The sequence below is a fragment of the Desulforudis sp. DRI-14 genome, assembly GCF_052618305.1.
Genome location: NZ_JBQXEZ010000012.1, coordinates 45,296 through 69,810, shown reverse-complemented (window position 1 = coordinate 69,810; position 24,515 = coordinate 45,296). Strand labels below are relative to the sequence as shown.

Annotated in this window: 24 protein-coding genes, 2 tRNA genes and 1 riboswitch; of the genes, 21 read left to right on the top strand and 5 right to left on the bottom strand. The window is 56.4% G+C overall.

Annotated features, from left to right (window positions below):
• Nucleotides 1-126: 126 nt before the first annotated feature.
• Nucleotides 127-214 (bottom strand) — tRNA-Leu (locus tag ACUM6F_RS08400).
• A 459-nt stretch (nt 215-673) separates the two neighbouring features.
• Here ACUM6F_RS08400 and rny point away from each other — a divergent pair.
• The 10 genes from rny (at nt 674) to ACUM6F_RS08350 (ending at nt 8,806) form a co-directional block, all read left to right on the top strand.
• Entirely contained in the window at nt 674-2,212 is a 1,539-nt protein-coding gene (rny, locus tag ACUM6F_RS08395) for a ribonuclease Y (RefSeq protein ID WP_445348949.1), read from the top strand.
• A 16-nt stretch (nt 2,213-2,228) separates the two neighbouring features.
• Nucleotides 2,229-3,014, top strand: a complete 786-nt coding sequence (locus ACUM6F_RS08390) for a TIGR00282 family metallophosphoesterase (RefSeq protein WP_425621875.1) — start codon at nt 2,229-2,231, stop codon at nt 3,012-3,014.
• Nucleotides 3,015-3,148: 134 nt separating this feature from the next.
• Nucleotides 3,149-3,409, top strand: a complete 261-nt coding sequence (locus tag ACUM6F_RS08385; RefSeq protein ID WP_425621874.1) for a stage V sporulation protein S — start codon at nt 3,149-3,151, stop codon at nt 3,407-3,409.
• A gap of 110 nt (nt 3,410-3,519) precedes the next feature.
• The gene (locus ACUM6F_RS08380) at nt 3,520-4,413 is read left to right on the top strand and encodes a dipeptidase (RefSeq protein ID WP_425622131.1); all 894 of its coding nucleotides are present in this window, start codon (nt 3,520-3,522) and stop codon (nt 4,411-4,413) included.
• 9 nt (nt 4,414-4,422) lie between these two features.
• Entirely contained in the window at nt 4,423-5,235 is an 813-nt protein-coding gene (locus ACUM6F_RS08375; protein WP_445348948.1) for a PHP domain-containing protein, read from the top strand.
• A 53-nt stretch (nt 5,236-5,288) separates the two neighbouring features.
• Nucleotides 5,289-5,558, top strand: a complete 270-nt coding sequence (locus tag ACUM6F_RS08370; RefSeq protein ID WP_425621872.1) for a translation initiation factor 2 — start codon at nt 5,289-5,291, stop codon at nt 5,556-5,558.
• Between the two features lie 144 nt (nt 5,559-5,702).
• Nucleotides 5,703-6,116 carry a DUF3842 family protein gene (locus tag ACUM6F_RS08365; protein ID WP_445348947.1) on the top strand — a complete coding sequence of 138 codons (414 nt, stop codon included), beginning with the start codon at nt 5,703-5,705 and terminating at the stop codon, nt 6,114-6,116.
• Nucleotides 6,117-6,167: 51 nt separating this feature from the next.
• Nucleotides 6,168-6,782 (top strand): alpha-ribazole phosphatase, encoded by a 615-nt coding sequence (gene cobC / locus ACUM6F_RS08360; protein WP_426405438.1) that lies wholly within the window; start codon nt 6,168-6,170, stop codon nt 6,780-6,782.
• A gap of 89 nt (nt 6,783-6,871) precedes the next feature.
• Nucleotides 6,872-7,010: riboswitch (cyclic di-AMP (ydaO/yuaA leader) on the top strand.
• A gap of 99 nt (nt 7,011-7,109) precedes the next feature.
• Entirely contained in the window at nt 7,110-8,375 is a 1,266-nt protein-coding gene (eam, locus tag ACUM6F_RS08355; protein WP_445348946.1) for a glutamate 2,3-aminomutase, read from the top strand.
• A gap of 209 nt (nt 8,376-8,584) precedes the next feature.
• A complete protein-coding gene (locus ACUM6F_RS08350; protein WP_445348945.1) occupies nt 8,585-8,806 on the top strand; it encodes a helix-turn-helix domain-containing protein in 222 nt (73 codons plus the stop codon).
• Between the two features lie 27 nt (nt 8,807-8,833).
• On the opposite strand, the gene ACUM6F_RS08345 is transcribed toward ACUM6F_RS08350, so the two are convergent.
• Nucleotides 8,834-9,184 carry a small, acid-soluble spore protein, alpha/beta type gene (locus ACUM6F_RS08345; RefSeq protein ID WP_426377426.1) on the bottom strand — a complete coding sequence of 117 codons (351 nt, stop codon included), beginning with the start codon at nt 9,182-9,184 and terminating at the stop codon, nt 8,834-8,836.
• Nucleotides 9,185-9,418: 234 nt separating this feature from the next.
• On the opposite strand from ACUM6F_RS08345, the gene guaB reads away from it, so the two are divergent.
• Complete coding sequence (gene guaB / locus ACUM6F_RS08340) at nt 9,419-10,876, top strand: IMP dehydrogenase (protein ID WP_425621866.1); 1,458 nt, start codon at nt 9,419-9,421, stop codon at nt 10,874-10,876.
• A 255-nt stretch (nt 10,877-11,131) separates the two neighbouring features.
• A complete protein-coding gene (locus ACUM6F_RS08335) occupies nt 11,132-12,493 on the top strand; it encodes a phage-shock protein (protein ID WP_426377427.1) in 1,362 nt (453 codons plus the stop codon).
• A 60-nt stretch (nt 12,494-12,553) separates the two neighbouring features.
• Here ACUM6F_RS08335 and ACUM6F_RS08330 read toward each other — a convergent pair whose 3' ends face one another.
• The 3 genes from ACUM6F_RS08330 to ACUM6F_RS08320 are packed head-to-tail and all read right to left on the bottom strand — an operon-like array spanning nt 12,554 to nt 15,090.
• On the bottom strand, nt 12,554-14,386 hold the full coding sequence (locus ACUM6F_RS08330) for a FeoB small GTPase domain-containing protein (RefSeq protein WP_445348944.1): 1,833 nt from the start codon (nt 14,384-14,386) through the stop codon (nt 12,554-12,556).
• A complete protein-coding gene (locus ACUM6F_RS08325; RefSeq protein ID WP_425621863.1) occupies nt 14,386-14,637 on the bottom strand; it encodes a FeoA family protein in 252 nt (83 codons plus the stop codon). Before ACUM6F_RS08325 ends, ACUM6F_RS08330 begins: the two co-directional genes overlap by 1 nt.
• A gap of 18 nt (nt 14,638-14,655) precedes the next feature.
• On the bottom strand, nt 14,656-15,090 hold the full coding sequence (locus ACUM6F_RS08320) for a Fur family transcriptional regulator (protein ID WP_425621862.1): 435 nt from the start codon (nt 15,088-15,090) through the stop codon (nt 14,656-14,658).
• Between the two features lie 179 nt (nt 15,091-15,269).
• On the opposite strand from ACUM6F_RS08320, the gene dinB reads away from it, so the two are divergent.
• The 9 genes from dinB (at nt 15,270) to ACUM6F_RS08275 (ending at nt 24,282) form a co-directional block, all read left to right on the top strand.
• Nucleotides 15,270-16,445, top strand: a complete 1,176-nt coding sequence (dinB, locus tag ACUM6F_RS08315) for a DNA polymerase IV (protein WP_445348943.1) — start codon at nt 15,270-15,272, stop codon at nt 16,443-16,445.
• Between the two features lie 88 nt (nt 16,446-16,533).
• A complete protein-coding gene (locus ACUM6F_RS08310) occupies nt 16,534-17,829 on the top strand; it encodes a homoserine dehydrogenase (RefSeq protein ID WP_425621860.1) in 1,296 nt (431 codons plus the stop codon).
• Nucleotides 17,830-17,833: 4 nt separating this feature from the next.
• Complete coding sequence (gene thrB, locus ACUM6F_RS08305; RefSeq protein WP_425621859.1) at nt 17,834-18,772, top strand: homoserine kinase; 939 nt, start codon at nt 17,834-17,836, stop codon at nt 18,770-18,772.
• A complete protein-coding gene (locus tag ACUM6F_RS08300) occupies nt 18,769-19,989 on the top strand; it encodes an aspartate kinase (protein WP_425621858.1) in 1,221 nt (406 codons plus the stop codon). The genes thrB and ACUM6F_RS08300 overlap by 4 nt, the downstream gene beginning before the upstream one ends.
• A 274-nt stretch (nt 19,990-20,263) precedes the next feature.
• On the top strand, nt 20,264-21,526 hold the full coding sequence (sat, locus tag ACUM6F_RS08295) for a sulfate adenylyltransferase (RefSeq protein ID WP_425621857.1): 1,263 nt from the start codon (nt 20,264-20,266) through the stop codon (nt 21,524-21,526).
• 274 nt (nt 21,527-21,800) lie between these two features.
• Nucleotides 21,801-22,442: an HAD hydrolase-like protein gene (locus ACUM6F_RS08290; protein WP_425621856.1), complete on the top strand. Its 642-nt coding sequence runs from the start codon at nt 21,801-21,803 to the stop codon at nt 22,440-22,442.
• Between the two features lie 77 nt (nt 22,443-22,519).
• Nucleotides 22,520-22,597: transfer RNA gene (locus tag ACUM6F_RS08285), tRNA-Pro, on the top strand.
• A 450-nt stretch (nt 22,598-23,047) separates the two neighbouring features.
• On the top strand, nt 23,048-23,419 hold the full coding sequence (locus ACUM6F_RS08280; protein ID WP_425621855.1) for a hypothetical protein: 372 nt from the start codon (nt 23,048-23,050) through the stop codon (nt 23,417-23,419).
• A gap of 17 nt (nt 23,420-23,436) precedes the next feature.
• Complete coding sequence (locus ACUM6F_RS08275) at nt 23,437-24,282, top strand: GGDEF domain-containing protein (protein WP_425622130.1); 846 nt, start codon at nt 23,437-23,439, stop codon at nt 24,280-24,282.
• The last annotated feature ends 233 nt before the right edge of the window (nt 24,283-24,515 follow it).

Below are 24,515 nucleotides of genomic sequence, written 5' to 3'. Positions count from 1 at the left end.
GGCAGGGGCCAACCGTCAGGCGGGGTGATGGTCGGGAAACCGGTGATCAGAGGAAGGCGGTTGTCCAAGTTTCTTTTCAAGAAACAAAACAAAAAACTTCCCGAAACCGGGAAGTCTTGATTTCACTGGTGCCGAAGGTGGGAGTCGAACCCACACGGGTTTAGGGCCCGCCGGATTTTGAGTCCGGTGCGTCTGCCAGTTCCGCCACTTCGGCATCGATGCTATTATAACATCCGGATTTGTGCTCGGGCAAGAGCTGAGAGGAGATAGGCACCGGCTTCGGCAGTGCCTGAATTTCGTCGGTAAGAAGCTGGCAAAAAGAAGGCTCCCCGACACTTTTGGCACAGGGCTTTCAATGTTTAGGCCGGGTAATATCATGGCAATACTGGAGAAAAGAGTCATAAATACAAGCAATAATAAATTGCTTGTGTGTACATAGCTTGACAGTGCCCTTGGTCCTCTATAAAATATCTTTGGGAGAAAATAGAATTGGCATCTTGACCATTATTGGTTTTTTATAGATCGCAAATCCAATATGGGCGGGAACCGAAGAAAAGACGGCGTTTCTTCGGGTTCTCTAGTGTCAATTCGTTTTCGACCGAGGTTTCCTCGGTTTTTTTGTTATGTAAGAAAAAGCAACAAGAAACAAGAAACAAGGAGGTGAGTAGCAGCAATGCCCCAAAACACTGTCATTATCGCTCTGATAGCAGCTGCCGTCTTTTTCACGCTGGGATACCTGGTGCGCAAGTTTATGGCTGAGTCCAAAATCGGTGCAGCTGAAGTAAAGGCCCAGCTCATTTTGGAAGAGGCGTCGAGAGAAGCCGAGAATAAGAAGAGAGAGGCGCTGGTGGGAGCCAAGGAAGAGGTCCTGCGGCTTCGCAACGAGGTCGAACGGGAACACCGGGAACGGCGTTCGGAGCTGCAGAGGCTGGAAAGGCGTCTTCTGCAGAAGGAAGAAACCCTCGACCGCAAACTAGAGGGCGTTGAGAAGAAAGAAGAGAACCTTTCCCGCAAGGAAGCGGAGCTAGGCGCCTTGAAGGAAGAGCTCAATCGCGTTTTACAGCAGGAGGTTCAGGAACTCGAAAGGATTTCCGGGCTAAGCAAGGAAGAGGCTAAAACGATCCTGTTGCGTGACGTGGAAAAGGAAATGCAGCAGGAGATCGCGGTTTTGATCAAAGAACTGGAGAACAAGGCCCGGGACGAGGCGGACCGGAAAGCCAAGGAGATCATTTCCCTGGCTATTCAGAGGTGTGCCGCCGACCACGTGGCCGAGTCAACGGTGGCCGTCATTCCCCTGCCCAATGATGAAATGAAGGGACGTATCATTGGCCGTGAGGGGCGGAATATCCGGGCGTTTGAAACGCTGACCGGGATAGACCTGATTATCGACGATACTCCGGAAGCGGTTATCCTTTCCGGTTTTGATCCCATTCGCCGCGAGACCGCCAGGATGGCCCTGGAGAAGCTGATCGCGGACGGCCGTATCCATCCGGCGCGCATCGAGGAAATGGTGGAAAAGGCCAAGAAGGAAATCGAGATCCAACTTCGCGAAGCGGGAGAACAGGCGGCCTTTGACGCTAATGTGCACGGCCTGCACCCCGATCTGATCAGGCTGCTGGGGCGGTTGAAGTACCGTACCAGTTACGGCCAGAACGTGCTTAAACACTCGGTGGAGGTGGCCTACCTGGCCGGCCTTATGGCCGCCGAGCTGGGGGTCGACGCCAAGATCGCCAGGCGGGCGGGACTTCTGCACGATATCGGCAAGTCCGTGGACCACGAAATGGAAGGACCGCACGTGGCCATCGGCGTGGAACTGGCGAAGAAGTACAAGGAGCACCCCGAGATCATTCACGCTATCGCCGCTCATCACGGGGATGAGGAACCCAAGACGATCGAGGCCGTCCTGGTTCAGGCCGCCGACGCGATATCGGCCGCAAGGCCGGGGGCGCGCCGCGAAACGCTGGAATCCTATATCAAACGGCTTACCAAGCTGGAGGAGATTGCGAATTCCTTCCCGGGCGTCGATAAGGCCTTTGCCATTCAGGCCGGACGGGAAATCCGCATCATGGTCAAACCCGACAAGGTTGACGACCTGGGGGCGGTGCGCCTGGTAAGGGAAATCGCGCGCAAGGTTGAAAACGAGCTCGAGTATCCGGGTCAGATCAAGGTTGTTATTATTCGCGAGACCCGCGTGGTTGAGTACGCCAAATAGATGATGGGGGATATCCTTGGTTCGCCTGCTTTTTATCGGTGATATCGTTGGTCGCCCCGGACGACGGGCCGTCAAGGAGTTTTTACCGCGGCTCGTGTCCCGGCTCGACGTCGAATTCGTGATCGCCAACGGCGAAAACGCCGCCGGTGGCAACGGGCTGACCGGGGAAGTCGCTCAGGAGCTTTTCGGCTACGGCATCAACGTACTCACGATGGGGAATCACGTTTGGGACAAGAAAGAAATCCTCAACTTTATCGAGGAAGAACCCAGGATTATCCGTCCCGCCAATTATCCTCCGGGCACGCCGGGGGTGGGTTACGGAGTGTTCAGCACGAAGCGCGGCGCGAAGGTTGCCGTGGGCAACCTTTCGGGCCGCGTCTTCATGCCTGACCTGGACTGCCCCTTCCGCAAGGCCGATGCAATACTGGCGGAAATGGCCAGGTATACGGCCGTTGCCGTTATCGACTTCCATGCCGAGGCCACATCGGAGAAGTGCGCCTTGGGCTGGTATCTCGACGGTCGCGCCAGTTGTGTCGTCGGGACGCATACGCACGTGCAAACGGCGGACGAGAGGATTTTGCCGGGGGGAACGGGGTACATTACCGATTTGGGGATGACCGGTCCCCGGGATTCGGTCATCGGGGTTAAACGCGAGCTGGTCATCGACAGGTTTTTGACCCAGCTCCCCGCGCGTTTTGAGGTCGCCGGGGGACCTGTCCAGTTTAACGGTTTGGTGGTGGATATTGACCAGTCGTCAGGAAAGGCCGTAAATGTTTACCGCATCAACGAGCAAAGTCCCTAAAAAACTGTAAATCCTAAGTTTACGCACAAATATTTAAATTTTTCCATTTTGGTAAAAGGAATTTTATGGGCTTCGGCGAATAGACTTTCCCAGAAGCTGACGTAGCATTGGATGTCTTCGAGGGAGGTCACAGGATGGATGTTTTAAAGGTTTCAGCAAAATCCAATCCAAACTCTGTTGCCGGAGCCCTGGCTGGTGTGTTGCGGGAAAGGGGCAGCGCTGAGTTGCAGGCCATCGGCGCGGGCGCCATAAACCAGGCTGTTAAGGCAATAGCAATTGCGAGAGGTTTTGTGGCTCCAAGCGGTATGGATCTGATTTGTATCCCAGCTTTTACCGACATCGTCATTGATGGTGAAGAGCGGACGGCCATCAAATTGATCGTGGAACCGCGATAGTTAGGAGTGGTTCTTTGTTTTCCGACTCAGCTGACGGGGTGCGACAGGCGCATGCGTTCCACCACGGCAGTGTAGTTGTTGATGCCCACTGTGACACCCTTATCAACCTTTTGGAAGGCACACGACAGTTTGCAGAGCAACAGCATTTAGGTCACCTTGATCTTCCCAGGCTGCGCCGGGGCGGGGTCAAGGTGCAGTTTTTTGCGGCCTTTGTCCACCCCCGCTTCCGCTGCCGCGCCATGAACAGGGTGCTGGAGATTATAGACGCTTTTTATGAAAAGCTTTTGCCCACTCCCGGGGTGGCCCACGTCACAGCCTTCCGTCACGTCCTTGACGCCCTTGCGGAAAACAAACTGGCTTGTCTGCTAGCCGTTGAAGGGGGGGAAGCCCTGGAAGGCAGCCTGGCCAACCTTCGTATCCTGCATCGTTTGGGGGTGCGCGCGCTGACCCTGACATGGAACGGGCGCAACGAAATCGGCGACGGAGTCGGGGAGGGCCTACGCGCCGGCGGTCTGTCAAACTTCGGACGGCAGGTTGTGGCCGAAATGAACAGGCTTGGGATGATCGTCGACGTGTCTCACCTGGCGGAAGCCGGCTTTTGGGACGTTGTGCGCACTTCCGCCAAGCCTTTCATGGCCTCTCATTCCAACAGCAAGGAACTTTGCGACCACCCCCGCAACCTTTCCGACGAGCAGATCCGCGCCGTAGCGGGCGCCGGCGGCGTAATCGGCCTGACCTTTGTCCCTGATTTTATCGATAAGCATAAACCTTGCCTGGAGAGGCTCTTGGACCACGCCGACCACCTCGTTAAGGTCGGCGGTGAGGACTGCCTGGGCCTGGGTTCCGATTTTGACGGTTTCGAGGAGGCGCTGGAGGGCCTGGAAGACGTCTCACGCCTGGAGCTTTTTACGCAGGGGCTTTTCAGGCGGGGCTACAAAACGTCTGCAGTTGAAAAAATACTAGGGGGCAACTTCATGCGCCTGATTAAGGACACCCTGGGGTAGATGCTGACCTTGAGTGTTGATTTGCACGTTCACACCACCGCTTCGGACGGAAGCAAGGAGCCCAAGGAGGTCGTAAGGCAGGCTGCGCTCTTGGGACTCCGGGCTGTAGCCATTACCGACCATGACACGGTCCGGGGCGTCGAGGAAGGGCTGAGCTTCGGCACGGCCTACAGCGTCGAGGTGGTGCCGGGGGTTGAGATCAACACCGATTTCAACGCCCGGGAAGCGCACGTCCTTGGTTACTATGTGGACTTCAAGAATCAAGCATTTCTTGAAAGACTGAACAGCCTGGCGAATGCGCGGACGATACGCATCGAGAAAATGGTGGCCAGGTTGCAGTCGATAGGTTTGCCGATAACAATGGCCGACGTTTTGCGCGAGGCCGGAGACGGAACGCTGGGGCGGCCCCACGTCGCCGCTTCGTTGGTGCGTCTCGGCATTGTCGCCAGCGCCGACGAGGCCTTCGAGCGGTTTATCGGCCGCAACCGGCCCGGGTATGTCCCAAGATCGAAGTTCGCGCCGCAGGAAGCGGTGGAACTGATCCTGGAGGCGGGCGGCGTTCCCGTTCTTGCCCATCCGGGAACGGTCGGCGACGACCGGATCATTGAATGCCTGATGGAGGCCGGCCTTAAGGGCCTTGAGGTTTACCATCCGGATCACGACGAAAAGATGGTCGAGCACTACCTGGCGATAGCCAGGAGTCTCGAACTTCTTGTTACGGGGGGGTCCGACTATCACGGGCGGGGCTATCACGCCTGCCTGGGAGGGGTCACCGTGCCCTATTCGGTTGTAAAAGCCTTGCAGCAAGCCCGCCAAGTCTAAACAAACGCCCTGCGGCATAAACTAAGGATAAGGGCGTATTTGGAGGGCCGTTGATGCAAAAGGATGTTCAGCATCTGGAAAGGCGAGTTCAGGAACTGGAAGATAAGCTTTTGCAGCTCCGCTTGAGCCGGCGGGTGCTGATGCACTTGCTGGAGCGGATGGAACAGGAGAAGGCTATGTTCCAGGAGCGGCTCGAAAGGGAAAACAAACGACTTTCACGGACAAATCACCAGTTTGCCCAGAGCCTTCTGCAGAAGAACCGCCAAATTATTGAGCTGGAGAATAAACTACAGCGTTTTACAAGGCAACAGACGGGGCACTAGTGTTTATCCACAAAATGTGGACAATTCTGGGTATAAAATGGTAGCTGGCGACATAAGTAGCATATTTTGGGAGACCATACAAGGTCTCCTTTTTTTTCTGTGCACCGTATGCTATACTTAGGGGCTAAGAGGGGAGAGGCTCTAATGCGCATTGCCGTCATTGACGGGCAGGGCGGTGGCATAGGCAAACATATTACCGAGAAATTGCGGAAAGCCCTGCCCGAAAACCTGGAGATTTTAGCGCTTGGTACAAACGCCCTCGCGACGTCCGTTATGCTTAAGGCCGGAGCGAACGAAGGGGCGAGCGGGGAAAACGCTGTCGTATATAACGCGTCCAGGGTTGATGTGATTGTCGGGCCGTTGGGCATTATCGTCCCTAATGCCATGCTGGGCGAGGTGACTCCTGGAATGGCGGAGGCCGTCGCCGGCAGTTCCGCGCCTAAGATCCTGTTACCGCTGATCCGCGGTACTGCCGAGTTGGTCGGGGTGTGTCCCGAACCCCTTCCTCACCTGGTCGATGACCTGGTTGAAAGAATAAAGAGGCTCCTCACTGAATAGAACTGCCTCAACAACCGGGGTCACGGATCTGGTATCGGGAGGGGAAGGAAGTTGGGTACCCGATTGTATCTTGTACGTCACGGGGAAACGCTGTGGAACCATGCCATGCGTTACCAGGGACACGCGGATATCGGTTTGAGCGAGAAGGGGCTGGAGCAGGCACGGGCGATTGCGGTGCGCCTTGCTAAAGAGAGGATAGACGCGGTATACGCAAGCGATCTCAAACGTACGTTTGAGACCGCAGCGCTCATAGCGGCGGAGCACGGGCTTCCTGTTACCGCCTTGAAATCTTTGAGAGAGATCCATTTCGGCGAGTGGGAAGGTTTGACCCGTACCGAAATCGCCGAGAGATACCCCGAGGTTTCGCAGCGCTGGTGGAACAACCCGCTGGACACCAGGATCCCTTCGGGCGAAAGCCTCAGGGATGTCAAAACGCGGGTTGTCGCCGCGCTTCTTGACATCGTGGCCGGACATCCCGACGGAAATGTCGTCGTGGTTTCGCACGGCGGCTCGATTCGGGTCGCCATCGGCCATTTTGCGAAAATGGACTTAAACGAATACTGGCGGCTTCGACAAGACAACGCAGCCCTGAACATTATTGAGGTTTTCGATCAGGACCGCGCTATGCTCTTGCTTTTTAACGACACCTCGCACCTCGGTCAGTAAGGGGTGCAGGTACGTACATTTTTGTGCCAAACATTACCATGTGTCTTGACTCCTACCCTGGTATTTGTTATAATCATTCGTAAATAAATACTGGCTGATCGCTGAGTTCCCAAACAGGGAAGCGGGGGACCCAAAGTACCGTTGGGGTGAGTCCGGGCCCTGGCCCGGTAGGGTTATCTTTCAATCCGAACCCGTCAGCTAACCTCGCAAGCGTAGAAAGACAGACCTGCGACATGGCCTTGTGAAAGACTGTGTTCATCTGTTTGCGCGCGCCCTGGAATGGAACTCCAGGGCGCTTTATCTTGTGTTCGGGGAGGTTGGTAACACATGGCCATTTCCAAGGTAAATCCCAAGTGCTTGTCGCCGGAAGAAAAACGGCTTATTGCCCAGGCCAGAGCACGTGAGCTTAAAGCACGCATAGGCGACTACCTGGCCGTGAAAGATGCGATTCCCACCGGGTTTTCGTGGGCGGAGCGGATAAGCGAGGCTAAGGAGAAAATCCTTGCCTATCTGGGGGGGACGGAGGAAGACTGGGCCGACTGGCACTGGCAGATGCGCAACCGCATCAGGACGGTCCGCCAACTGGCGGGTATTACCGGAATGAAGGCCTCCGAACTGCGCGAAGTCGACGAGGTAGGCAAGGTCTTTCGCTGGGCGATATCCCCTTACTACGCCTCGCTGGTGGTTGCTGCGGGGCCGGGGAGCCCGGTGTGGTTCCAGGCTGTTCCTTCCGGCAAGGAGATCAGCGACCCCGGCGGCTCACACGACCCCATGGGCGAGGAGTTCACCTCGCCGGTGCCGGGAATCACCCGCCGTTATCCCGACCGGCTGATTATCAACGTTACAAATATGTGCGGCATGTATTGCCGGCACTGCCAGCGGAGGAGAAACATCGGCGAAGTCGACCGACACCAGACGAGACAGGTTCTGGAAGGCGCGCTTGACTACATCCGCAAAAACAATGAAATCCGTGACGTCCTGGTTACGGGCGGTGACGCCCTGCTGCTGTCGAACAGGACCCTGGACTGGCTGTTGGGCCAGCTGGACGCCATCAGCCACGTCGAAATCAAGCGCATCGGGACGCGGACGATCGTTACCTTGCCCCAGCGTATAGACGACGAGCTGTGCGGGATCTTGGCCAAATATCCTCCTGTTTACATCAACACCCAGTTTAATCACCCGCTGGAGATAACCCCCGAGGCCAAGGAAGCCTGCGACCGGCTGATCCGTGCCGGGGTGGTGCTTGGCAACCAGGCCGTGCTTCTGAGGGGCGTAAACAACGACCCGTTTGTCATGCGGAAACTGAACCAGGAATTGCTTAAAATCCGCGTTCGCCCGTACTATCTCTTCCAGGCCAAGGACGTCGTCGGTACCAGGCACTTTATCGCGCCGGTGGACGAAGGCATCAGGGTGATGGAGTACCTGCGCGGCTTTACGTCCGGCCTCGCCGTGCCCACGTACATCATCAACGCGCCGGACGGTTACGGCAAGACGCCCGTTGGACCCAGCTACGTCGTCGAGAAAAACAGCCAGCGGATAATACTCAAAACCTGGGAAAAGCGCCTGATCGCTTACCCCAGTCACGCCCATTGACACCAAGGGAAAGAAAGCTTGGGAAACCTGGCTTATCACGGGATGCTGAACGGGCGCGCGGCGCGGGTGGACGGGAAACAGTTCGAACTGTGTGTAAAAGACCGTTGTTGTTGCCGAAACGCTGGGCGTGGATGTCCGTGCTGAACTGAAAAAGGCCGGCGGTATACCGGGAGTGTAGCTGAGCAAACTATGCAAAAGGGGAAATGTTGATGGCGAGAGATGAATTGGGACCGCCTTGGAGCACCCAGCCCAGTTTAAAGATCAAGTGCCAGGAAGTAGGCATCGATTTCAAAAAATTTATCCACGGTTTATCGCAAAATCGGTCCGATCAAGATCTGGCATACGAATTCAATGTTTCCGAAAAAGCAATTGCCAACCTGCGCGAGCAGTTTATGCGTTATGGAGTCGATTCGGTAATGGGCCGGGATTGAAGTAAGAAAGCCGGTGAAAGCACCGGCTTAACGCATGTTCATAAGCTGCTCGGCATAAGCGACCATTTTCCGTACCATGTTCCCGCCGATCCTGCCGCCCAGCCTCCCGCCGACGGCGCCGCAGTTGGCGGACGAGAGTTCTCCCCAATCGCCGTCCCTGACTTGGTTCCAGTAACCGAGTTCCGCAGCCACTTCGTATTTAAGCTTGTCAAGGACGTTCCGGTAATTCTGGGGGCTTAGGCGCGGCAGCGATCCGAAACTGCTGATCTCCTCTGACAATTCGTAATAGAGCTTATCGGAAAAGGGCTGGTCTAATTCGCTCGCCACTTCGTACTTTAAGGCTTCGAGACCTCGTTCCGCCTCTCTTACGAGAGCCAATCCCACACCCCCTCACTGGTCTTTTTTATTTTTTATTTTCCCCACAAATAAAACGCATATGTTTGGTTCTTTTGTGCCAAAATAGATGTTTACGGTTCTTTGACGAATTTTTAGGGCCAAATTTAAAATTAAGGCAAGCTATCCGTGACGGGGCAAGCCTGGCGCGCAGTTGGCACACGGTATGTCCTGTGCTATAATGATGTGCATATTATCAGGCGGGGGGGGCGTAAAGCATTGCACGAAAGGTTTGCCCGTGAGGGCTTGACGTTTGATGACGTGTTGCTTGTCCCGGCGGCCTCGGAGATTTTGCCGCGGGAAGTCGACACGACTACCAACCTGACAAAGACGATCCGGTTGAATATCCCCATCATGAGCGCCGGGATGGATACGGTTACCACGGCCCGCATGGCTGTGGCCATCGCCCGTGAGGGCGGGATCGGCGTTATTCATAAAAACATGTCGGTTGAAGAACAGGCGCTGGAAGTCGACAAGGTTAAAAGGTCCGAACACGGCGTCATCACCGACCCCATCTATCTCTCGCCTGAGGATACCCTCGTCGCTGCCTTAAAGCTTATGGAGCGCTACCGCATTTCCGGGGTGCCGATTACCGAACACGGCAAACTGGTAGGCATCATTACCAACCGTGACTTGCGCTTTATCGAGGACTTCAACCAGCCCATCGGCAATGTCATGACCAGCAAGAACCTCATTACGGCGCCTGTCGGGACGAGCCTTGATGAGGCCAAGGAAATACTGAAGAGATATAAAATCGAGAAACTCCCTCTCGTCGACAAAGAGTTTCGCCTGCGCGGTCTGATTACCATTAAGGACATTGAAAAGGCGCAGAAGTACCCGTTTTCCGCCAAGGACTCGCACGGCCGGCTGCGTGTGGCGGCGGCCGTGGGCGTGACCGGCGAGTTTATGGTACGGGTCGACGCCCTCGTCAGGGCCAAGGTCGACGTCATTGTGGTGGACACCGCGCACGGGCATTCCAGGGGTGTCATCCGCGCGGTCGAAGCCATCAGGAAGAAGTACCCGGACGTCCAGTTGGTGGCCGGTAACGTCGCCACCGCCGAAGCGACGCGGGACCTTATTGAGGCAGGCGCTGATGCGATCAAGGTAGGCATGGGGCCCGGATCGATTTGCACGACGCGGGTCATCGCAGGTATCGGGGTGCCGCAGATCACGGCGGTAACCGATTGTGCTTCGGTGGCGTCGCAACACGGCATACCGATCATCGCCGACGGCGGCATCAAGTATTCAGGCGACATCACCAAGGCGATCGCGGCCGGAGCCGACGTGGTAATGTTGGGGAGCCTCCTGGCGGGCACCGAGGAAAGCCCCGGCGAAATCGAGATTTACCAGGGCCGCAGTTACAAGGTTTACCGCGGGATGGGTTCCCTGGGAGCTATGAAGGAAGGCAGCGGTGACCGCTACTTCCAGGAAGGCGGCGGTGACAAGCTTGTCCCCGAAGGGGTTGAGGGACGTGTTCCTTACAAGGGTCCCCTGTCCGATGCAATATTCCAGTTGGTCGGCGGGCTGCGCGCCGGCATGGGCTACTGCGGCGTAAGGAATATCGAGGAACTCAAGACAAAGACCAGGTTCGTTCGCATTACCGCTGCCGGCCTGCGCGAAAGCCATCCCCACGAGGTCCTCATCACCAAGGAAGCACCAAACTACAGCCTTCGATAAGAAAATCAGTCTGAAAAACCTCCCGATCGGGAGGTTTTTTGGTTTTAAATAGCGGCTGCGGATGCGGTCGCTTTGAGGTCAGACCTCTGACCTCAGGGTTCCGACGGCCTTTTTGTGTAGAAGCATGTAAGAAAAATACGTTAATAATTTAACCTTTAAGCGCAGGGATATCACCCCTGACCTAGAACTAGGAAAATAATGGAATTACTAGTAACGGAAGGGAGAAGGTTAGGGGTGAACGGCAATCTACACTCCTTGACGGATGTACTCAAAAGAACCCTCTTCTTTTTTGAAACGTTGCCGGCCAAGGAATTGGCGCCCTATGTACGGCGCAAGATGCTGAAGGACCAGTCGCTGGCGCAGGTTGAGGAGAAGGTGGAACTTTGTTTGAAGCAGCACAGTTGCTTTGTCCCCACCGGAGACGGGCAGTGGCGGCTCGACCTGAAGGGTGACCGCGAGAACGACCACTTCTACCACATGCTTTTAAAACGCCAGGAACCTTTAAGCCTCTGGGAAATCATCAAGTCCAGCCAGTCGAAGAAGAAAAAGCTCCGGCGGCTGATCGCCGAGGAAGCCAACCTGATCTCGGACGGCCGGTTTGTGCAGTTGTCCAACGGGACCTGGGGGCTTACGGAGTGGGATCTCGACGCGGGCGGCTATCCGCTCAAACACCTGGCGATCAAGGCCTTCCGCCTGCATCCGGGGGGCCTGACGCTCGCCCAGGTGGTCAGTGTCGTGAACAACTGGCGGGAAACGGGAGAGAAGAGTGTAGAAGCCATCCTTGAGAAATTCCCCTACTTCGAAAAACGCGGAGACTCCCTCTGGGTATACAATAGCAAAGCACATCAGGTATACGACGCTGTAACGAAGAAGTACCTCAACATTTTAAAGGAGCAAAAACGCCGTAAGCAACAGGAAAGAGAACAATGGCATAAGAAGGTACAGCACCTGAAGGTGCAGATGGACGAGTTGGCCGCTTCGCAGAGAGAGGTGGCCGCGGCTATGGCCGCGCACGCCCTCGTGCGCGAGCAATACGAGCATCTTGCCAATCAGGTTTCGGAGAAAGACCTCCTGCTTTCGCTGCGCAAGAAAGAAATCCTTTATTACCAGGAACAGGTCAAAAAGCTGGAATCCAAGGCGGCGAGCATCCTATACCAGTGCCGGCTCTGGGTGCAGCGGGCCCGTCAGGCACAGGAAGATAGCAATAGCCTGCGTGAGTCCCTGGCAGCCGCACAGGAGAACCTGGAGGGGATGTTTGCCAAGCTCCAGCAGTACAAGGAAAAATACAGGGAGAGCCAGGCGTCTCTAGCTGAACTGAAAGAAACGCATGCCACGCGCATGGCTGAACTGCAGAGCGAGATCATCGACCTCCGGGAGCGGGTGGAAAAACTCCGGCAGGGGCAGTCCAAGAGGGAACAGTACCTCGAAGATGAGATCGAAAGGCTGCAGAGCGACCTTAAGGATGCCCTCGAAGCCGGGGAAGACCTGCAGCGGTCGATACGCTTTATGCAGCAGGAAATGGCCAAGATGCGCGAGGAGTACCGCAGAATGGAGCGGCGGCTGAAAGGCTGGCTGGTCAGGCTGGCCATGCGGATAGGCGCGGTCTTCGGCAGATAGAAACGGGTAATTCCGTAAGGTGTTGTGGGGCCTGTCTGGAACTTGGCAGGCCTTTCTTTTTTACGCTCGGAAGTCTGAGAAGGTCTTTGCCTCATGTTCGGGAGCGGCACGGTTCTGCCCGCGGCTGATCAAGAAGGCGACGCCCAGCATCAGCCCCAGGACGAGCCAGATGGTGTTGGGGCTGTTGTGGATCGCATAATTGATGGCCGTCCCGGAAACGAAGGCCGTGGCAAACATGATCATCGTGGCCTTGAGCATGTCGCGTCCTCCCAGTTCGCGAAGGAGGATCGAAAAGGTGGCGATGCAGGGGAAGTATACGGTAAGCAGGACGGAAGCCACAACCAGTTGCAGGATGTCGAGGCCCAGAGGCTGGAGCAGGCTTAAGGCCACGTCCTTGCGCAGGAAGCCGATGATCAGCGCTGCGAGCGACTCCTTCGGCAGGCCGAAACACCCTTCGATCAACGGCTCGAAGACGCTGGCCAGGAGGTCTACGATGCCGTAGGTAAACAAGAAATTGATCAAGATGATGCCGGCGATCACCGACGGCACGGCTTCGAGGGTGTAGCCCTTAAGGCGCATGGACAGTTTCTTCCCCAGTTGTCGCCAGTTCGGAATGCGGTAGTGCGGGATCTCGATGAGGAGCGAGGGGGTCGAGCCGTGCAGATAGCGGTTGAGGATCAGCCCCAGGCTGATCCAAATCACCAGCAGGGTCGCAAAGACGTAAGCCAGGTAGATCCCCCCGTGTTTGCCCACCAGGGCGATAACGACCGCCGTCTGTGAAAAACAGGGAATGGCCACGACCATCAGGGTCATGGCGATGAACTTCTGGCGCTTGCTTTCAAGGGTTCTAATGCCCAAGGCGGCGGGCACGTTGCACCCGAGCCCCAGGATCATCGGGATGATGGCGTATCCGTGCATGCCCACCGAATGCATGACCGAATCCAGGAGAACGGCCAGGCGCGGCAGGAATCCCAGGTCCTCCAGGAAGCCCAGGACCAGGTAGAAGGCCAGGATATAAGGTAGAACCATTCCGATAGGGACGTACAGCCCGGTGGTCAGAACCCCCATCGAAGTGATGAAGTCGACCTTTTGTCCCTCTATGTGGCCGATTAAAAGGTTGTGCCAGAAGGGTGACGGTTCAAGGACAGGGTGAAGTTTTAGAATGAGAGGGGCGTAGTAATTGTTGAACAAGGGGTCAAGGACGTAGATAATCAGTCCCTCCCCGATAAACCGGAGCACCTTGAAGGTGATGAAAATAACGGCCGCCGCCATAAGCAGGCCGGTAAACGGGCGGATGCTGGCGTCTTCCAGCATTTCAAGCCAGGTGTGGTGTTTATGGGTGACCGTCTGGACCCGGGCCGTTATCCGGCCCACCAGGGCCCAACGCTCGTCCTCGCCGGCCGGAGGCAGGTCGCCCGGTTTCGCGTCCGGCAGCCTGCCCAACAGGTGCTTGATGCCCCTTGAGAGGACGGCGGCGGTGGGAACGACAGGGACACCGAGAAGCCTTTCCAACTCTTCGTGCTTGATGACGATGCCCTTGTGCTGCGCCTCGTCCCACAGGTTGAGGGCGACAATCACAGGGATGCCGCGCTCGAGCAGTTGCAGGGTGAGGTAGAGGTTTCGTTCCAGGTTGGTGGCGTCGACGACGTTGATGACCAAATCGCCATGGCTCAGCATCTCGGCGGCGACTTTTTCAGTCTCGCCAAGCGGCTCAAGGGTATAGATGCCGGGAACGCTGATCACTTCCACCCTTTGGCCGTTGTGCTGCATGAAGCCGCGGGTAAATTCAACAGAGGACCCGGGATAGTTCGCCGAAACCACCCGGGTTCCTGTAAGGCAGCTGAAAAGCACGCTTTTCCCCACGTTGGGGTTTCCGACAAGGAAAACGCGCACTAGTGTTCGACCTCCACCACAACCTTATCGGCAAGGTTAAACCCCAGCGCGATTTTGCTGTGCTGGAGGTCCACCACGACCGGCCCGTGCAGGTACATGGAGGAAACCTTGGTCACCTTCTTTCCCCGGTGGATGCCCAGGGCGTACAGGCGGTCGTGTATGCTGCGTCCTCCCAGGATATCGACCACCGTTCCGGTTTGACCGGACTTCAGACGGGTCAAGGCCATGCGGTTTTCTTGCTGACGTTCCATAGCGCGTGTTCTCCTCGGTCAGTTGTTTGATTTGGCACTGCACGCCCGGCAGATGCCGGTGATGGTTTGTGTGTGGTCAGCGACGTCAAAGCTGTAGACGGTGCGCACCGCTTCTTCGAGCTCGTTGAAAAGGGGGTGAGTGAACTCTATGACTTTGCCGCATTCCGCACAGACGAGATGGTGATGAGTCTGCCAGTGATACTCGTAATAGGCCCGGTTTTCGCCGAGCCCCATTTTACGTAGCATGCCGCAGGCGACAAGGACCTCCAGGGTTCGGTAAACGGAGGCCCGGGACACCTTGTGATGTCTGTTGCGCAGTCTTTCAAGGAGATCCTCGGCCGTAAAATGTTCGGAAAAATCAAGGATGGCTTCAAGGGTCAGCCGTCTTTCCGTGGTCAGACGGCAACCCTTCATCACCAGGTATTTTTTAAACCTTTCGATTTCACCGGGCATGGAGTGCTGTCTCCTTATTGAGACTGCGTCTCTGTATCAAAACTAATCCTAGATGCTGCCCAAGGAATGGTCAACTGCCGGCTTCTCCTGTCAAGGTTCAAAAACAACGGTTTAACCGATTTTAGGAGAGAAGAGAGGCGCTTTTTGCGATAAAATGTATGTTGCGGGGTGATGCCAAAGTGGACCGTTGGGTCATGCACGTTGATATGGACGCTTTTTTTGCGTCGGTGGAACAGCGGGACCATCCCGAACTGCGAGGCCGGCCGGTGGCCGTCGCCGGGCCGGCGGACCAGCGGGGGGTGGTATGCGCCGCCTCCTACGAAGCCCGCAAGTTCGGGGTGCGCAGCGCCATGCCCACGGCCGCGGCAATCCACCTTTGCCCGCGATTGATTGTCGTGCCACCAGACCACCGGCGCTACGCGCGGGTATCCGAGGAGGTCATGGCGCTTTTTTGCCGGTTGACCCCCTTGGTTGAGCCGCTTTCTTTGGACGAGGCTTTTCTCGACCTTACCGGTACGGTTAAATCCCGCCTTCAGGCGGTGGAACTGGGGAGACGGGTGCAGGATGAGGTACGCTCCGCTGTTCAGCTCACCTGTTCTGTCGGCCTGGGGCCGAACAAGCTTATTGCCAAGATAGCATCCGATTTCCGCAAACCCGCAGGATTAACGGTTATTGAGCAGAACGAAGTCCTGGATTTTTTGGCCCCGCTCGGGGTCAGATCGCTGTGGGGCGTCGGCGAGAAGACAGCTCGGCGCCTGAATGAAATGGGGATAATGAGCGTCGCCCAGTTGCGGGAGATGTCTCTCGAACGTCTGGAAAAGCTTTTCGGCGTGTACGGGCACCAGCTGTACGCCCAGGCGAGAGGGCGGGACGATCGAGCGGTCCAGCCTGTGCGTAAGATTCAGAGCATCGGCCGTGAGGTGACTTTCCCCCGGGATATCGGGGATGGAGAGATTCTCAAGGGGGAAATCGCCGTCCTGGCCCAGGACGTGGCTCGGGCCCTCCGCAGCAAGGGGTACCTGGCGGCTCACCTGACACTTAAGATAAAGTTCTACAATTTCAAACTGATTACGAGGGGCAAGCGCCTGGCCGAGCCGACGTGCCTGGCCGGGGAACTGGCTTCGGTTACCGTTGCTCTTCTCAACCAGAGCTGGACGGGCACACCGGTACGTTTAATCGGCATTTCCTGCGGTAAGCTTATCCCCGTAGACAGAGTACAACTGTCGCTTTTTACGGGGGAGCGGGAGCGAAAGATGCGTTTGGCCAAGGTCGGCGACGACGTGACCCGCAAGACCGGGGTTAAAGTCCTGCCGGCGGCGGAATGGCTGGCGAAGGGTTACCAGGACGGGAAATAGCGGGTTATTTTCGAAGTATTTGCTGGAATTTGCGAGGTTTCCCCGATATAATGGAAGTGATTTGCAAGACGTTGGGAGTTGTAATTCAGTGGCTGAGAAAATTCGCGTGGGCATGCTAGGGCTGGGTACGGTAGGGCGCGGCGTGGCCAGGATCTTTCGGAGCAACGGCGATCTTCTCGCCCAGCGCGCCGGCGTGGAGCTCGTGCTGAGCAAGATCCTCGTTCGCGATCCGGCTAAAAACCGCGGCCTGGAACTGCCTCCGGACGTGCTGACGACCGACCCCGGGAATATCCTTGACGATCCCGGCATTGACATCGTCATTGAAGTGATCGGCGGGACGGGGGCCGCTCTGGAACTCGTCAGGGAGGCTTTGAAACGGGGTAAGAGCGTTGTTACCGCGAATAAGGACATGATCGCCGCGCACGGCAAAGAACTTTTTGCCTTGGCCGAGGCGCACGGTTGCGACCTGTTGTTTGAGGCCAGCGTTGCCGGCGGGATTCCTGTCATCCGGGCGCTCAAGCAGTGCCTGGCAGCCAATCGCATTGAAGAAGTCATCGGTATCGTTAACGGTACGACGAACTACATGCTCTCGAAGATGTCCGCCGAGGGCGCCCGGTTCGAGGACGTGCTGAGGGACGCGCAAGAGAACGGCTACGCCGAGGCCGACCCCACCAACGATATTGAAGGATACGACGCCGCCAGGAAGATCGCCATTCTAGCGTCCATCGCCTTTAACAGCCGGGTGGAAGTAGCAGACGTATATGTGGAGGGCATCACCCGGATCACCGCTGAGGATATCACCTACGCCAGGGAACTGGGTTACGTCGTTAAGCTTCTCGCCATCGCAAGAGATACCTCGGAAGGCATCGAGGCGCGTGTTCATCCGGCCTTGCTGCCCGAGTCACACCCGTTGGCTGCCGTTAACGATGTTTTTAACGCCGTTTTTGTTAAGGGCGACGCCGTCGGCGACACAATGTTCTACGGGCGCGGGGCGGGCGAACTGCCGACCGCGAGCGCCGTGGTCGCCGATGTTATGGATGCGGCCAGGAATGTTCGCTACAAGGTTCCCGGCATCATCGGGTGCACCTGCTTTGCGGAAAAGCCCATCAAGCCGATGGGCAGGGTGATCAGCCGCAACTACGTCCGCCTTAATGTCGTGGATAGACCCGGTGTTTTGGCGCAAATAGCCACCGCCTTCGGAAACAACATGGTTAGCTTGGCTGCCGTTACGCAGAAGGTGACGGTAAACCGGAATGCCGAACTGGTTGTGATCACCCACGACGTGGCCGAGGAAAACGTGCGGTCGGCCATCGCCACACTCGCCGGCCTGCCTGTGGTCAACGCCATCAACAATGTCATCCGCGTCGTAGGGGAGACGTCATGATCGCATGTCCAGCGAAGAATGCCTGGTAGTCTCTGTTCCGGCAACCGCCGCTAATCTCGGGCCGGGTTTCGACTGCCTGGGTATGGCCCTGAACCTCCGGAACGAGTGTTTTATTTCCCGCCGGGAGCGCGGTCTTGCCGTAACGATCGAAGGCGAGGGTCGGGACACCCTGCCTCGCGATGAACGCAACATGGTCGTCCGGGTTATGCGCTTCGCGGCCTCTGAACTGGGAGCGGTTTTGCCGGGCTTAAGGCTGCACCTCGTCAACCGCATCCCGGTAACCCGGGGCCTCGGGTCGAGCGCGGCCGCTGTCATAATGGGCATCGTAGCCGCCGGCGCGGTGCTGGGCTTACGACTGCCCGCGGAAGATATTCTACGGCTGGCTGTGCGCGTTGAGCGCCACATTGACAATTGCGCCGCCGCCCTTCTGGGAGGGGTCGTGCTCGCCGCGGTTGAAGGCGACCGGGTTTATTATGTCCGGCTTACCCCCCCCGAAGAAATGACGGCGGTGGTGGCCGTACCGGATTTCCCATTGTCGACGGAACAGTCGCGCCGCGTGCTTCCCCGGCAGGTGAGCCTTGAGGATGCCGTTTTTAACCTGGGGAGGCTGGGTCTCCTGGTAGGGGCTTTTTCCACGGGCAGGCTTGAATTGTTGCGCTCCGCCATGCAGGACAGGCTTCACCAGGAATACAGGAAAAAACTCGTTCCGGGAATGGACGACGTGTTCGCATTGATAATGGAAGCCGGGGCTCTCGGCGTGTGCCTGAGCGGATCCGGTCCCACGCTGTTGGCCCTCGTCAAGCCGGAACACGCGGGAAATGTGGCCGAAGCTTTTACAACCGCTTACCGGCGACTGAACCTTAAGGCCGGCATCAATGTTCTTCAACCGGATGTCAACGGAGCAACAGTACGGGTTGTGCCAGGGAGTGTAGAGAAGAAATGATCGTTGTTCAGAAGTATGGGGGCAGTTCGGTAGCCGATCCCGAGCGTATCCGGCGGGTTGCCGAAAGAGTCGCGGCGACGAAGGAACAGAGCCGCGACGTCGTAGTCGTGGTCTCCGCCATGGGCGACACTACGGATCATCTTATCGAACTCGCGCACAAGGTATCGAGCGACCCGCCCGCACGTGAAATGGACATGCTGATGGCTACAGGGGAGCAGGTGTCGATCGCTTTGGTTGTGATGGCCCTGGAGGGGATGGGCTTTAAGGCCGTCTCCCTGACCGGCGAGCAGGCGGGGATCAAGACGGACGGTGTTTTCAACAAGGCCAGCATCGCCGGCGTGGACCCTTCAAGGATCAGATCCGAACTTGAACGCGGGCGTATCGTCGTGGTGGCGGGTTTCCAGGGCGTTGACGAACAGGGCGAAATAACCACTCTCGGCCGCGGCGGCTCGGACACCACGGCCGTTGCGGTCGCCGCGGCGCTCAAGGCCGACTTCTGCGAGATTTATACCGACGTCGACGGGGTGTATACGGCTGACCCCCGGGTGGTGCCCGAGGCCAGGAAACTCGACGTTATTTCGCACGACGAAATGCTTGAATTGGCCAGCCTCGGGGCGGTGGTCCTGCACCCGCGGGCAGTGGAACTGGCCAAGCTATACTCGGTGCCGCTGGTGGTAAGGTCAAGCTTTAACAACAATGCTGGGACGCTAATCCAGGAGGTTCGGGACATGGAGAAGGCAGCGGTGGTAAGCGGTATCGCTCACGACCTGAACGTAGCCAAGATAGGGCTTTTCGATGTTAAGGACGAACCCGGCATAGCCTCGCGCATCTTTCGCGCCCTAGCGGATGAAAATATCAACGTGGATATGATTATTCAGGGGGCCATGCGTGACGGGCGCAATGACATCGCCTTTACGGTCGGCACTGACGACCTCCGGAAGGCTCTTCCGGTCGTGGAGAGAATCCTGAATGACATCGGCGCAAAAGGTTATACCCACGAGGATGACCTGGCCAAGGTTTCGATTGTCGGCGCCGGCATGGTCAGCTTCCCCGGGGTGGCCGCGGCCATGTTCGAGGCTCTGGCCTCGGCGGGGATCAACATCGAGATGATCAGCACCTCGGAAATCAAGGTTTCTTGCGTCATCGCCCGTGAGTACGTGCACCAGGCCGTCAGGGTCCTGCACGACCGGTTTAAGCTGGCGGAAGGCGGGCTCTAGGTAGCTTGGACTTGTTTGTTTTCAGCATCGCATTGAATTAGTGATTACCGTAACTTGGCTGCCCGAGCTATCACGTGCGGGATGCAAGAGGCCCGATAAAGTAAAGCAGGCGCAGCAACTTGTAACAGGTAAGGGATGTTGTGTTTGTCCAAAAGATTCTTGACTGATTTAGCGGTCTTTGGTATAGTGAACGTCAGAACGAGCGTTTGTAGGGGAACAAACAAGTTCCCTAAATCACAATCACACATTTAACTTTTAGGAGGGGAAACAACACATGGCGCTTCCAAATCCACATGGCCCTAAAAAGGTGCTCATGCCGCTATTCCTTCAAGGTGCCGCCCGCGAAGAAGAGATCAAAAGGGCTGCCGAACTCCCGAAGGTCTACATGACCTCGAGGGAAACCTCCGACATCCTGATGCTCGGTACCGGCGCTTTTACTCCGCTGGAAGGATTCATGAACCGCGATGCCTGGAAGGGCTGCGTCTACGACCTGAAGCTTCCCGACGGCACGATGTGGCCGATGCCCGTGACCCTGTCCATCTCCGCCAACGATCTCCAGGCCGCCGGTATTAAGGAAGGCAGCGAGGTCGCCCTCTATGACAAGGAATCCGGCGAACTTTACGCCACCATGCTGGTCGAGGACATCTACCAGATCGACAAGGAAGCCGAGTGCAACGAAGTCTACAAGACCCTGGACGCTGAAGGCCACCCTGGCGTTGCTAAAGTTATGGCTCAGGGCGAATACAACCTGGGCGGCAAGGTCAAGGCCCTGAACGAGGGCAAGTATAAGGCGAAATACCCGCTCTACTACACCTACCCCGATGAGACCCGGAAGATCTTTGAGGAAAAGGGCTGGAGCAGCGTCGTCGCTTTCCAGACCCGCAACCCCATGCACCGTTCGCATGAGTACCTCTGCAAGTTTGCCATGGAGTCCGGCCTTGTGGACGGCTGCTTCATTCACGCCATCGTCGGCGCCCTCAAGAAGGGCGACATCCCGGGCGAGGTCCGCGTAAAGTGCTACGAAGCCTTGGTGACGAACTATTTCCCGCAGGAAAGAATCCAGCTCGGCGTTTACCCGATGGAAATGCGCTACGGCGGCCCGCGTGAGGCTCTACTGCACGCCGTTTTCCGCCAGAACTGGGGCTGCCGCTATCTGATCGTCGGCCGCGACCACGCCGGTGTCGGCAGCTACTACGGCCCGTTTGACGCTCAGGTTATCTTTGACCAGCTATGGCCGGGAGCCCTCGAACTAAAGCCGATGAAGATCAACTGGACCTTCTACTGCTACAAGTGCGAGAGCATGGCCTCCCTGATGACCTGCCCGCACTCCAAGGAAGACCGCGTCGTCGTTTCCGGCACCCAGTTCCGCCGGGCGATGCAGGAAGGGGAAGAGCTCCCGAAGGAATTCGGCCGTCCGGAAGTCATCGAGATCCTCAAGGAGTACTACAAGACCGCCGAGAAGGTCGAGATCAAGAAGGGCGCCTACGAAGACATCACTCCCGAAATGCTCAAGAAGATCCAGGAAGGCCAGAAGTAAGCGCTATAGTTTCATAGACACCCCCGGTTCACGGGGCTGTTGAAAAACTTCGCCTGGCTTTGTCAGGCTTGCCGGCCAGTGCTCACGTACCACCCCAGTACGCTCCGCGCTGGCCGGCTTCGCCTTCCGCGCCATGCTTGTTTTTGAACAGCCCTCGGTTTTTCAACAGGCCGTTCACCGGGGGTGTTCTATTTCTGACGGTATTTGGCACCTGACATGGACATCCTTTATGAGTTATTCTGGAAGTGCACTCTCTTGAAGGAGCGAAAAAACCGTGCCTGTCAATACCGTGCTCTTCGACCTCGACGGTACCCTTGTGGATACCCTGCCGTTGATCCGCGACACTTACCAAAAGGTCTTTCAGTCGATGGGGATTCCCTGGCGCGGGGGAGAGGTCATGTCTTTTATCGGCGTGCCGTTGCGCGACATAGCCAGGCACTATGCGGGGGAAAGACACCAGGAGTTCTTCCGCCTCTACCAGTATTATTACGGCCTGGAGCATGACACCCGCACGCGTCCTTATCCCGGCACCCTAAGACTTTTGTCAGGGCTTGCCGAAAGCGGTTACAAGATCGGAGTGGTCACCTCCAAGACCCGGAAGGTAGCTGAAAGAGCGATAAGCTGCTGCTCGCTGGAGCCCTTTGTCAATGCGCTCGTCGCGGTCGACGACGTCCGCAAGCCCAAACCCGAACCGGAACCCGTTTTCAAGGCTCTTGATCTCCTGCGCTCATCGGTTGACCAGGCCGTTTTCATCGGCGACAGCAGCTTTGATTTTGTGGCCGGGCGCAGGGCCGGGGTTATGACCCTGGCCGTGGCCTGGGGAATAACCAGCGGCCCCGACCTCAACGAGGTGGACGCCGACGGGGTGCTGTACCACTGGAGCGATTTAAGAAAGTATCTGTCACCGGCTGATTAGTCAAAGAACGCCGCACGGCGGGGTTACTTGACTTCGGGCGCGTGCTTTGGTATTATAAAAAATGCATCAATTACGAACGGGGCGTAGCTCAGTTTGGCTAGAGCGCTACCTTGGGGTGGTAGAGGCCGCAGGTTCAAGTCCTGTCGCTCCGACCAGTAAACGACCCGCGAAGCCTTGATAACAGTGGCTCCGCGGTTTTTGGTTTTTGAGGGAAGGCCAAGTTAGGGTTCCGTAAGGAACCACCCGTCGCTTTTAAGGCGAGCGATCGGTAACAATAACGTATATACGTATATACGTATATACATCCCGAGGGTTCATATTCACGTAGAAAACTACGAGAGGCGGTGAGCAAGTGTACCGTGCAAAAAGTCCAGTGAAAAACGAGAATTGATTGGAACAAGGGAATTATCTTGCCGGCAGGAATATTTATCTATTTTACCGAACTCTTATCCACTTAAGCTTGATTATTTCTGACCGAAATCAATGATATGGAGAACGTTTATTTTTTTGCGACCCGGTAAATACTCTAGCCGCGAGACAAGCCTTTGTTTACGTATGAAGAGTCGTTTGATGCGTGCTTTTAGTCTCCATAGGGGGTTAAAGTAATGGGTGCGAAGGAAGGCAAACAAAGCTCATTCTCGGAGCCGACTAGAAGGGGCGAGATAGTCCTGAAGCTGTCGGAATTTGAGTTCCCGCCAATGCGAGACGTGCTTCTGGTGGGAAGAAAAGCACCAATAGGCCCTGAAGCGGTAAGAAGGATGGTGGATGCGCTTTCCCCGGAACAGTACGAGATTATTCGCTTGCAGCATCCGTTATTCGAGGCCGTGGTCGTGAAGAAGTCTTTACTTAAAATCCTTCCCGAGGAGAAACTCCTGCCAATCATCTTAGAAGAAGGAGAAAGGGTGGCGGCCGAGAACACGATTGTTAAAGTACAGGTTGACGTTGTGATCTACGTGTCTCGGGCGGTGGAACTGTAGTGCAAGTCCAAGACATTATGAGCCAACCGTTGGTTATTGTTTCGTCTGACCGGTCTGTGCAGGCGGCTGTAGAGTTGATGGAGCAGAGGAGAATCGGATGTCTGCCGGTTGTGGATGAAGGCCGTCTTATCGGCATCGTCACTTCCCGGGATGTTAGGAATGCTCATCCCAACAGGCTGGTAGCCGATGTCATGAGTGGGGAAGTGGTGACCGTTGCACCGGGGAATTCCTTATGGGAGGCCAAAGAACTCTTGGAGCGACATGGCATCGAGCGCCTTGTTGTGGTGGAACGGGATGCACCCCTGGGCATCGTGACGAAGTCGCGCCTTCACAGTGAAATTGGCAAACATGTTGACAGCCTGACAGGCCTGGAACGGGCGGAGTTTCTGCAGAGAAAAGCGTCAGAATTGGTTAAGCAGGGAAGAGAGATTGCTATCGTTTTCCTCGATCTCGACGATTTTGGTACCATTGATAAAGAATACGGGCACGTTTTCGGCGATGAAATTTTGGTGCTGGTGGCGAAGAGACTAAAAAGCCTTATGGCGAACGGCGTGGACTACCTCTCCCGTTATGCGGGAGATGAGTTCGCCGTGTTAACCACCAGGTCCTTGGACGAAGCTAGAGAGCTTGCAATACGCATGGTTACTGCGCTTCAGACAGAAAGCTGGCCGGAAGGCGTGAAAGTGACCGGGTCGGCCGGCGTGGCAGGGGGACGGCGGCAGGACGTGCGCCGGGCAGGAAACGAAATCTACACCGTAAGCGATCTTATTAACATGGCCAGTCTTGCCTCCACAGCCGCCAAGAAAGACGGAAAACCGATGGTTGTGGCTGAGAAGGTATGCCTTGCTGGAGAGAGCGAGTGACTCTGCGGGGGTCAGTTTGCGGCCCGGCGTTATTGACACACTGACGGGCTGCTATACTCGCGTAAGTTTCCGGAACTATTCTGCCAGATAATCTGACAAGACATCAAACAAAAGAGGAATGTGGATGCCCGCCGGCACTGAGCCCGCGGGTTTTATTATAATTAATTACTAAACCTTTTTTAATCAGATCGGCGATGTTATGATTAACAGGGAATTCTTTTCTGAAGACGATG